This is a genomic window from Anaerospora sp. (assembly GCF_032013335.1).
Lineage (GTDB): Bacteria > Bacillota > Negativicutes > Sporomusales > DSM-15969 > Anaerospora.
Genome location: NZ_DALZUO010000029.1, coordinates 42,220 through 53,386, shown reverse-complemented (window position 1 = coordinate 53,386; position 11,167 = coordinate 42,220). Strand labels below are relative to the sequence as shown.

The following is an 11,167-nucleotide window of genomic DNA, read 5'->3' as shown; positions in this document are numbered from 1 at the left end:
ACTTAATCGCACAAGCGGGTTTTCTTATATTACCTGAATAAATACATCCATAATTCCGCCGCACACCATACCTTCTTCGGCAGCAGTATCGTTCAGCATCGATACCCGGTAAAGAGCTGACTGCGTATCGTCCAAAGCCTGCAAAGCCTTTATTCGCACTTCCGATTCGGAACAGCCGCCGCCAATAGTGCCGGTTATCCGCCCATCAGGATAAACCAGCATCTTACTGCCTGCTTTGCGCGGAGTAGAGCCGCGGGTATCAATAATGGTCACTAGCGCGGCCTTGCCTTTCACACGTTGAACCTCACAAATTGCTTCAAGCAAATTTATATCCATACTGAGTCACCTCCGTTTACTGCTAAGCGGCATGCAGCTGCCCTTGCGGACTACTGCAACGATTTCAGCAACAATGCTCAATGCAATTTCCTGTGGCGTCTGGGCACCAATATCCAGGCCAATCGGCGCCTTCAATTGATCCAATATTTTAGAGGGTACCCCTTCTTCCGTCATCATTTCCTTAATGCCGCTAACTCTGCGCTGGCTGCCGATCATGCCGGTATAAGGAGCAGGACATTTTAGAACCGTTCTAAGACAGTCGAGGTCATAGCGATGCCCCCGGGTAACAATGATAATCGCTTCATAATGGTCAAGGTCCAAACCGGCAAGTGCGGCCGCAAAGTTATTGCAAATCACCTGTTCTGCTTCGGGAAACCGCCTTTGATTTGCAAATTCGGGCCGGTCATCTGCTACCGTTACCGCATAGCCGACCATCGCCAGCAAACCCACCAGCGGCTGGCTGATGTGACCGGCTCCCAATACCAGTGCACGGGGCTGAGTGACCAGCCGGTCCCATAATAACCGGTAGTGTCCCTCATAATCAATTGGTATGACTATAGCCTGCTGCCAAACCGTGTTGTGAATCAATTCCATGACAAGTCTGGTAAAATTGGCATCAATCAGTTCTTCCGCAGGCTGCTCACCTGCAGGGATAATCAGCATTCGCCCCAAAAGGCTTGGATCTTTGTCTGCTGGTGCTTCCACAATAGTCAGTATATCTGCCTGCCCCATTTGTTTTGCAAGTTCCAGCAATTGTTCAAATCCGGTCATGCAACCTCTCCCCCTTTAGGCAAAGCAGTGCCTCCAGCACTCCTCCGCCGATCGCTCTGGCCTTATCGGAAATAGTAAAACAATGCTCCTGACGGCAGCGGGGATCAATGTCACCAATTTTCATGCCCTGATAAACCGGCAAGCCATCGTGAAGCAATCCGCGCAATACGCCGTCAATAGCTGCCGAAACAACCATTTCATTTACTTCGGCAACTGGTTCTCCCGCTTTTACAGTATCACCAATAGTCTTCAATCCCTTAAATATGCCATCAACCGGAGCTTTTATCAGTCTCTCAATCGTATAACCGCCTATATTACCGGGAATACCCGTATCCGCCTGTGCCGCACCTTCATAATACACGCGACCCAAATCATGCCCTCGCGCGGTTTCGACCACAGCATGCACGTCCAGACCGGCAGTAAAACCCGGACCGACACCAATAACAACCGGTGCATCCGCCTCAGCTGTGCCTGTATTGGTTTTGGCAATGATGGCATCAACTACTCCCCAGGGCCTCAGCCTGTCAATGCATTTTCCCTCTGGGTCAATTACTACCGGGATAATGCCCTGAGCCAAAGTCTGCCAGATTTCATCAGCCTTTACGAGGCGCCCGGTAATGCCTTCTACCGCTGCTTCGCCGGTAAATACAGCCTGCGCAAAGGCGATGGAGCGGCGAATCACCGTTGGCTGCGCCAATTCTGTAATCACTACATATATACCGCTCTTGCGGAGACGGTGGGCAATACCGGTAGCTAAATCGCCACCGCCTTTGATAACTACTAAATTATTCATAAACACCTCAGTCAACCGGTATCAAATTGAGATAAATATTTCTACATTGAGACAGCGTAACGTTTCAGTTCCCTTTGACCAAAGTTTGTACAAGCTGATTTGCCTGCTGCACTGTTCGGGATTCATCTATGGTACACAGTTCCCCGTCTTTCACTACAATCCTGCCGTTCACGATGGTATAATCAACTGGCCTGTTCACTCCGACCGTGCAAAGCAGCGACTTTGCATCAAACTGCGTTCCCACAAACTCCAGGCGATTCGTTCGAATCATAAATAAATCAGCCGCTTTGCCCACTTCAATAGAGCCGATATCTTCCCGTCCCAGCAAAGCAGCACCGCCCCTGGTGGCAAGCCTGAGCAGCTCATAACCGCTGGGTGCTTTGGCACTGCCGGCAAGTCTATGCATCAAATAACAGGCGCGCAACTCACCAAGCAGATTGGAGCAATCATTGCTGGCACTGCCATCCACCGCCAGCCCAACCGGTACACCTAGCTCAAGCATACGAGGCAGTTGAGCAATTCCCGAGGAAAGCTTTTGATTGGATACCGGACAGTGGGCTACCCCAGTACGCATATCAGCCAGCGTACGCAGTTCCTGTTCAGTGAAATGAATACCATGAGCATACCACACGTCAGAACCAAGCCAGCCAAGGCTCTCCATATAGGCTAACGGCCTAAGCCCCCTGGTTTGCAGGCAGTACGCCTCTTCATCATTCGTCTCAGCCAAATGCGTATGGAGCCGAACCCGCCTGGCTCGCGCCAATTTGGCCGTCTCTGTCATCAGATCGGCAGTAACACTAAATGGTGAGCATGGCGCAAGCACTACCTGCCGCATCGAGTATGGACTTGTATCATGATAGGTATCAATCAACCGCTCACTGTCAGACAGAATATCAGCCACACTTTGCACTAGTTCGTCTGGCGGCAAGCCGCCGTCGCTCTTCCCCCGGGACATACTGCCCCGCGATGCATGAAACCGGATGCCCAGTGCGGCAGCTGCTTCAAACTGCCTGTCAATAAACCGGTCTGACCTATCTTTAGGAAAAACATAATGATGATCGAAACAGGTCGTACAGCCGTATTTTAACAATTCCCCCATGCCGGTGAGCGAACTGAAATAGATCATATCCTCCGTCAACCCTCGCCAGACAGCATACAGCGTCCGCAGCCAGTCAAACAACTCCAGCTTCTGTACCTGCGGCAAATTGCGGGTAAATGTCTGATATAAATGATGATGGGTATTCACTAAACCGGGATAAACAAGCATGTGCGTGGCATCGATAATAGTATCGGCATCCCGCTCCTCGTTATCGATTGCTGCAATGCGGTTATCCTTGATAAAAATATTCTGCCTTTCAAGGACTTGATCCTGGTTATTGACGGTGATAATGGCCTGTGCATTCTTAATCAGTATACTTGCCAAGCAATTAACCTCCTTCCACACAATACTTGCTAATACTTATGCAAGTATTGTACCAATTCAAGATAATCATCCCATGTATCTGCATCACGGAAAGAAGCTTCTTCAAACCATTCAACGGCAGCTATTACTTCCGAATGATTGCGGATTATCTCCCTCCCGCCTTTGTCACCGGAAAGGGCAGCTAACTCTTTCAGCCACGCAGCACCAAACAATACGGGACTGCGATACTGCCCCTTGTGAAAGGGTACCACAATCCGCCGGTTATTTGCATTCTCACCGAAACAGCTAAGCAGTGCCTGCACCAGATCAGCCGTAATCAGCGGCTGATCTCCCGGCAGAAACAGTACTCCGTCAACTTCACCGTCTAAATGGGAAATTGCTTTTGCAATAGAAGTGGCCTGTCCACTGATCCGGTCAGGATTATAAACAGAACGAATGCCATATTGACTGCCAAGCGCAGCCAACTCCTGCTGCGGCTCGCCGATAATCATAAGCCTGTCTGCGAATGGTATTTGACTGACAACAGCCAAAACATGGGCTAATACCGGCTTGTCCCCCAGCGGCAGCAGCAGTTTCTGCCGTCCCATACGGCTGGCTGCGCCTGCTGCCAGAATGACAGCTCCTATGCGTGGCATCATAAGTCATATACCTCCAGCGGCCGCATATTTTCACCATAGCCTTCGGTAAGAATACAGCGGTAGATATCTGCCGGTTTTCGCCGCAAACCTTGTATAATAGCCGCTATTTGATCAGGACTGGCAGCATCTGCACCAGTCAGCAGGAACACTTTCCTGCCCCGGCTGGTCTTAAAAATCCCCTGCTCATGTAATGCAATAGCAGCAAAATCAAGAGCCTCCAGTTTCTCTCCCAATGACTTATTCAAAAGCGAACTAATCAGCTCCGGACGGTGAGCGACCCTCTCATCCAAAGGCTGCCCCAGAGCCTGCAGATTTAAGACTCCTGCTGTGATAGTCGTTGAGAAAGGTATAACCGGTTCATAAGCAGCGGGAGCCTTTATCAGCCTGCTGCGGGCTCCGTCAGCTTCTACCAGCAGCTGACTAGAGGGGTTAGCTGCTGCCAGCCTGTCAAGCCATAAAGCGGGTACGCCCAAACATTTATCCCCTTCGCGGGAGTTTACCCATGCAGCGCTTGTTCCAGTTGCCAGCTGCGCAGCAATACGGCTTGCCCCTATCTCATAATCATTGGAAATAATGGGCATAAACTTCTCTATCTGATGAAAAAACATCTTAGTTGTCGTACTTAGTATTACCGGGAAATAACACGAACTCCCCTCTTTCGCCAAAGTCTGTAGCAAAGAAGTTTTTCCGCCTGCACCGGTACAGGCAAGAATCCCCGGCTGCTCGATTGATATAGCCTCCCATAGATTCACGGTATCACCTCACTCATGTCAATTTCAGTAATGTCCGCAGGATGCTAAATCTAGTTGCAAACTGTAAGAGGCCCCCGTCCCTCGTTCTTTCCGGCCTTTCTGGAAAAAGACGGTCCGCAGGATGGCAACGATCCGGCTTACGTTAAGAAATCCGTTCTGTCTGAGCGCAGCGAGTTTTACGGATTTTAGTAAGCCGGATCGTTGCCAAGTCTTTTGGAAGACCAGGCCTAGAATTTTTGCTACTTTTGTTTCGATGACAAAAGTAGAACCCGTTCTCTTTCTCAACGTAAGCCATTTGCCTACATGCTGAAACGACAACCGCTTTCTATACGGTTGTCGTTTTGTTTCTCTTCTTCTATTATTCCCTATCCAACACTAAGTGTAAAGAAATTACCCTCAATTATAGATAATGATTTTGATCTACTTTGATCTCAGCAGTCTTTTCTGTACCATTCAAAACAACATTAAGGACAATTGCCGCCACACTGCCTGCAGTTATGCCGCTGTGCAGAATAACCTGGGCCCAGCTAGGGAAATTGTGATAGAAATTCGGTACTGCCAGTGTGATCATCCCAATTCCCATACTCACTGCAACTACCATAATATTATTAGTACCGTCAAACTGGACACGGGACAACGTCTTGATTCCGCTTGCCGCTACCATGCCGAACATAGCAATACCGGCACCGCCAAGAACTGCTACAGGAATAGCTGCAATCACTGCCGCAAGCTTGGGGAAAAGACCAAGAACAACCAGAATTACACCGGCTGCAGCCACGACAAACCGGCTTTTCACACGGGTCAGGCCAACTAAACCAACATTTTGAGCAAAAGCAGTATAAGGGAAACTATTTAAAATACCACCCAAAATAGTGGAGAATCCATCTGCCCGCAAACAGCGGGTCAAGTCCTGTTGGGTAATGGGTTTATCAATAATTTCACCAACCGCGATACAGTCACCGGTTGTCTCGGTCATAACGACCAGCATAACCAGCACCATCGCTGCAATAGAGGCCAAATCGAAAGTAGGCAGACCAAAAGCAAATGGAGTCGTTACGCCAATCCAGCCGGCAGTAGCTACCTGAGAAAAATTAACCATTCCAAACACGCCGGCAATAACAGTACCTGCAATCAACCCTAGTAATACGGCGATATTGCTTAAGAAGCCGGTAAAAAAACGATAAAAGAATAATACCAGGATGAGGGTAATAAAGGCAAGCAGGATATAAGGAGCACTGGCGAAATCCTTGGCAGCAGGGTTGCCGCCGCCTGCCCAGCGTACCGCTACCGGCATCAGGGTAACACCGATAATCGTAATGATTGTTCCCGTTACCACTGGTGGGAAAAAGCGAATTAAGCGGCTGAAATAAGGACTGACCAGATACGTAACCAATCCGGCTACGATAATAGATCCGTAAATCCCCGTTAGTCCATGCGTTTTGCCGATAATAATCATCGGAGTAACCGCAGCAAATGTTACACCTTGAATAATTGGAATTTTAACACCCATATTCCAAAAACCGATCGTCTGAATAATTGTTGCAATACCGCAGGTAAATAAATCGGCATTAATGAGATAAATTAATTGCTCTTTTGATAATCCCAGCGCATTGGCAATAATAAGCGGTACAGCCACAGCTCCGGCGTACATCGCCAGAACGTGTTGTAATCCATAGGTGAACAGCTTTCCTAAGGGCAGCATTTCATCAACAGGGTGTAATTTTTGCATTGCTGATTTCTCCTTTAATGTTTTATTGCCTGCATTGCAGTCAGTATTTTCTCGGACGTAATCGGAAGACTGGTAATTCTAACGCCTACAGCATTATAAACAGCATGGGCAATAGCTGGCTGAGGCGTATTAATGACTACTTCGCCTACTGATTTTGCACCGAACGGTCCCGTTGGTTCATAGCTTTCTTCAAAAGCAACCCGGACTCTGCCGATATCCTTACGGCAGGGAATCTTATATTGCATAAAGTTACTTGTTTCCATCCGCCCTTTGGCACTATAACGAACATCTTCATACAGTGCCATGCCGATCCCCTGAACAATACCGCCTTCAACCTGAATGCGGGCCAGATTGGGATTAATGACCGTACCGCAATCGACAACCGCTACATAGTCCATAAGCTCAATCTTGCCGGTTTCCTTATCAAGCTCGATTTCCACAAAACCAGCAATAAACGGAGGCGGCGATACCGGGCTGCCATAAGTGGCTTGACCTGTTAACTGCCGCCCCGAACCCAGCACCAGTGTCTCGGCCAGTTTAGCCAGTGTAACCGTTTTTGCACCGTCTATTGTTGTAAGCACTTCTCCGTCAAATTGCATCTGCTCCCGGTCAATTTCCAGAAATGCCGCAGCTTGCTCGAGTATCTTATTTTTCAGATCCTCCGCTGCCCGGACAACAGCCATGCCGGTTACATAGGTGGTGCTAGAGGCATATGAGCCGGGATCATAGGGGGATATATCCGTATCAGCAGCATGTACAATGATAGTATCCAGTGAAGTCTTTAACACTTCTGCCGCCATTTGCGCGAGAATGGTATCACTGCCTGTTCCCATATCGGTTGAACCAACAAGCAGCGTATAGTTTCCGTCATCATTCAGCCGTACTTCAGCTGAGGCCGTATCGATCCCGGCAATTCCCGAGCCCTGCATCGTAACAGACATGCCAACTGCCCGTACTTTATTACTGCCTAGCTCTTTGGCAGGATATTTCTCATCCCAGCCAATCATTTTTTTGCCAGTCTCAATACACTGGTGCAGTGCGGAGCTTGCTAGTATTTTCCCCTGATTGAATAGACTGGTTTCGCCTTCTTTGGTCAGATTTTTGAGTCTAAATTCTGCTGGGTCCACATTTAGCTTGCGAGCCATTAGATTAACGGCTGACTCAACTGCGAAAATCCCCTGCGTAGCACCATAGCCGCGCAAAGCCCCGCCAGGCATCTTATTGGTATAAACCACGTGGCCCGTAAACCGGACAGCAGTAGTTTTATTATATAAAGGCAGGGTCTTCAGCCCGACTAACGAAAAAGTAGTTGACGCATGCTCGCCATATGCCCCTGTATCTGATAAGCCCTGTATATCAATAACACGGATAAAGCCCTCTTTATCGGCACCTAAGCGTACAGTGAGACGCATGGCATGACGGCTGGTCGTACAGCTGAAGGTCTCCGTGCGGTCATACACAATGAGGGCTGGTTTCCCTGTTTTCATTGTCACAATAGCAGAGAATATTTCAACTGCTCCCGTCTGCTTGCCCCCGAAGCCGCCGCCGATCCGCGGTTTAATAACCCGGATTCTGCTGGCAGGCATTTGCAGCGCTCTGGCCAGCTGCCGTCTGACATGAAAGGGAATCTGGGTAGAAGTGATAACAACCAGTCTTCCCATATGGTCAAGATAGCTGAACGAACGATACGTTTCCATCATGGCATGAGCCTGGGCCTGGGTATAATACGTTTCTTCCACCACAGCATCACACTTGGCCAGTTCAGCTTCAATATCTCCGAACTCGACATGATGGGTACAGGTAATATTTTTGTCTTTATCCATGCCAATAGGAAAATTGCAATGCAAATCATCTTCCGGATGGACAACAGATGTATGTCCGGTTGCTGTTTCGAAATCCAGCACAGGCTCAAAAATTTCGTAGCTCACTTTGATTAATTTCATTGCTTTAAGTGCTGTTTTTTCATCAACAGCGGCAATGATCGCCACTTCATCTCCGACATAACGGACAATGGGGTCCAGTATCATCCGGTCATAAGGAGAAGGCTCCGGATAAGACTGTCCAGCCAACGTAAACCGCACATTAGGTACATCTTTATGAGTGAGAATGCACTCGACCCCAGGCAGTTTGAGAGCATGAGTAGTATCAATTGCCGTAATGCGGGCGAAAGCATGGGGACTGCGCAATATTTTAATAATCAAGGCATCTTTGGTAATCAAATCTTCTGTATAAACAGGCTTGCCCGTGGCAATGGGCAATGCATCCAGCTTTGGGACGCTCTTACCTATCATATTCATATCAGGCTACCCCCAGATACTTTTTAATTGCCCTAAGCTGCCCCATATAACCAGTACACCGGCACAAATTGCCCGTAAGGTAGTGAATAATCTCATCTTCCGTCGGATTTGTTAATTCGCGCTTCATTGCCAGCACCGTCATAATGAAGCCGGGACTGCAGAAGCCGCACTGTTCTGCGCCTTCCTTTGCAAGAATTTGGGCAAACTCTTCTGCCTCCTGCTGAACGCCTTCGATTGTAACAAGCGTTTTGCCATCGACCCGAAAAGCAGGCACAGTACAGGATAATGCCGGTTTTCCATCAATCCATACCGTACACAGACCACAGCATGACGTATCACAGCCTTTGCGAATACTCATATAGCCTTGTGACCGCAGTGTATCAGCTAATATATCATCAGCGGCAATATTATAGGTACCCTTTTTCTCATTAATTGTCACCGTTATTTGCATGCTTCTACCTCCAAGACTGCCCGCCGTACCAATGCCTGACAAACAGCTTTGCGGTATTGGGCAGTAGCCCGTGTATTCGTCTCAAAACGCAACTCTTCTGCAGCAACATTGGCAGCAAAATCGATATTTTCCGGCGTAAGCCCACCGGCAGTTAGTACTTCGGCAGCCCTGCGGGCAAATTTTGCCCGTCCCGGCCTTGCGCCGACAACAATCCGCCAATTGCCGTTCAGCTCTGAAACAGCTGCATTCAGCAGAGGAAAGTCACTGCTTGAATTGCGCAATTGCTGATAGGCTGCTTTACGGTTGTTCTTTTTAATAATGACTTTTGTTAAGATATCCTTTTTATACGGATTTTTTAAAAAAGCTGCCAACGGCAGACGCCCGCCCATGCACAATTGGACATCCGTATCTAATGCCAACAAAGGGGGCAGTAAATCAGAGAAACCATATTTAGAAAAAACGGATGCGCCAACGGTTACAATATTGCGGAATTGGACACCGATTACATGACTGACCGCTTTTGCTACTACACCGTTAAAATGATTCTGCAATATAGGGCTGGTTTCTACATCTCTGAAAGTAGCCATTGCCCCTATTTCAATTTCTTCTGCATTTTCCCGTATATAAGCTAAATCTAATTTTGACAAATCAACTGCTGTGGAAATACGCCGCGATCCCAGCCGCAAAAAAGCACAGCCTCCCAGTACGGCATTATTCCGCTGAGCACTTAAAATCTGATAAGCTTCATCTAATGAAGTTGGTTGTGCTAGGTTAAGCAGTGTAAACATCTTACTCCTCCTTGAGGCTCTCTGTTATGTCACGTTTGGATTGTAGCATAACTACTATTAATAAGTAAAATTAATATTACTAATCATTTTTATAAGTAGTATTAATTTACATATTAACGAGGATAGAAACATGGAATTATTAAACAATCGCCCTGTTTTTTAAGTAATTTGCTTAGCCGCCGCTAAAGCCTTATTATAGAAGTAAGAAACACACAACCGGAGTATTTCATGAAACAATTAATAAAACAATACTGCCTATCCCTTGGCTTGGATTGTGTCGGCATTGCCCCGCCCGGACCTTATCCCGAGCTCGCGGATAGACTGCAAAAGAGAATAGACCAGGGACACTCCATCGAGTTCGATGAAACAGACATACTAAAACGTACAACACCCCAGCTGATTATGGCGGACGTGCAGTCGATAATTGTATGCCTTTTTCCTTATTATATCGGCCAGCAAAAAGCGGCTAATGTATCCAAGTACACCTATTCCCGGGACTACCATTTGATAATTAAAGAGAAATTAGCCCAGATTCAGACTTACCTTCAGTCACTTCTGCCTGATTTTCAAAGCCAGGCCTTTGCCGATACCGGTCCGTTAGCCGACCGTTATCTTGCTTACCTTGCAGGACTTGGCTTTTATGGCATAAACAGCTGCCTAATTACGGATAAGTATGGCTCTTATTTCTTTATCGGTTATTTGCTGACGAATGTTCCGTTTACACCGGACATGCCTCTTAACCGCGTCTGCCTGCAATGCGGACGCTGCCAGGCTGCCTGCCCCGGTCAAATTATTCTGGGTGATTTTACGATTGATCCCCGGGGCTGCAAATCCTATTTGACACAAAAAAAAGCAGCCTTATCGCCTGCTGAAGTAGCCATCATCGGCAAAACCCCCTTGGTTTTTGGCTGCGATATCTGTCAGGATGTCTGTCCCCATAACCGGAATATTGCCGTGACTCCTCTAATAGAATTTCAAAATGACCTTCTGCCTGCAGTCCGCGAGGACGAGCTTATACCATTATCAAATAAAGAGTTTCGCCGCTTGTTTGGTGATCGTGCCTTTAGCTGGCGGGGCAAGCAGATACTGCTGCGCAATTTGAACATTACCGCTGGTCAACGTTCGCTGCTCTTGTCGTCGAAACAAAAATAGTAAAACAGGGACAAGTAACATACATTACCTGCCCCTG

At 47.7% G+C, this 11,167-nt stretch carries 11 protein-coding genes; 1 reads left to right on the top strand and 10 read right to left on the bottom strand.

Annotation, left to right across the window (positions count from 1 at the left end; genetic code table 11):
- Positions 1–24: 24 nt before the first annotated feature.
- The 10 genes from RTR76_RS17935 to RTR76_RS17890 all read right to left on the bottom strand — a co-directional run bounded on the left by RTR76_RS17935 (position 25) and on the right by RTR76_RS17890 (position 9,978).
- Positions 25–336, bottom strand: coding sequence for an XdhC family protein (locus RTR76_RS17935; RefSeq protein ID WP_312523396.1), 312 nt, complete (start codon positions 334–336; stop codon positions 25–27).
- Between the two features lie 6 nt (positions 337–342).
- A complete protein-coding gene (locus tag RTR76_RS17930; RefSeq protein ID WP_312523392.1) occupies positions 343–1,107 on the bottom strand; it encodes an XdhC family protein in 765 nt (254 codons plus the stop codon).
- Positions 1,094–1,900 (bottom strand): selenium-dependent molybdenum cofactor biosynthesis protein YqeB, encoded by an 807-nt coding sequence (gene yqeB / locus RTR76_RS17925; RefSeq protein WP_312523386.1) that lies wholly within the window; start codon positions 1,898–1,900, stop codon positions 1,094–1,096. Before yqeB ends, RTR76_RS17930 begins: the two co-directional genes overlap by 14 nt.
- Positions 1,901–1,964: 64 nt before the next feature.
- Entirely contained in the window at positions 1,965–3,323 is a 1,359-nt protein-coding gene (locus RTR76_RS17920) for an 8-oxoguanine deaminase (RefSeq protein ID WP_312523384.1), read from the bottom strand.
- 29 nt (positions 3,324–3,352) lie between these two features.
- Complete coding sequence (locus tag RTR76_RS17915) at positions 3,353–3,961, bottom strand: nucleotidyltransferase family protein (protein ID WP_312523382.1); 609 nt, start codon at positions 3,959–3,961, stop codon at positions 3,353–3,355.
- Positions 3,958–4,713: a selenium cofactor biosynthesis protein YqeC gene (gene yqeC / locus RTR76_RS17910; RefSeq protein WP_312523380.1), complete on the bottom strand. Its 756-nt coding sequence runs from the start codon at positions 4,711–4,713 to the stop codon at positions 3,958–3,960. Before yqeC ends, RTR76_RS17915 begins: the two co-directional genes overlap by 4 nt.
- A gap of 400 nt (positions 4,714–5,113) precedes the next feature.
- A complete protein-coding gene (locus RTR76_RS17905) occupies positions 5,114–6,442 on the bottom strand; it encodes a nucleobase:cation symporter-2 family protein (RefSeq protein ID WP_312523378.1) in 1,329 nt (442 codons plus the stop codon).
- 14 nt (positions 6,443–6,456) lie between these two features.
- On the bottom strand, positions 6,457–8,739 hold the full coding sequence (locus tag RTR76_RS17900; RefSeq protein ID WP_312523376.1) for a molybdopterin cofactor-binding domain-containing protein: 2,283 nt from the start codon (positions 8,737–8,739) through the stop codon (positions 6,457–6,459).
- A 1-nt stretch (position 8,740) separates the two neighbouring features.
- A complete protein-coding gene (locus RTR76_RS17895) occupies positions 8,741–9,190 on the bottom strand; it encodes a 2Fe-2S iron-sulfur cluster-binding protein (protein ID WP_312523374.1) in 450 nt (149 codons plus the stop codon).
- Positions 9,181–9,978, bottom strand: coding sequence for an FAD binding domain-containing protein (locus RTR76_RS17890; RefSeq protein WP_312523371.1), 798 nt, complete (start codon positions 9,976–9,978; stop codon positions 9,181–9,183). Before RTR76_RS17890 ends, RTR76_RS17895 begins: the two co-directional genes overlap by 10 nt.
- Before the next feature lie 228 nt (positions 9,979–10,206).
- Between RTR76_RS17890 and queG the strand changes: the two genes are divergently transcribed.
- Positions 10,207–11,130, top strand: a complete 924-nt coding sequence (queG, locus tag RTR76_RS17885) for a tRNA epoxyqueuosine(34) reductase QueG (protein ID WP_312523367.1) — start codon at positions 10,207–10,209, stop codon at positions 11,128–11,130.
- Positions 11,131–11,167: the final 37 nt, after the last annotated feature.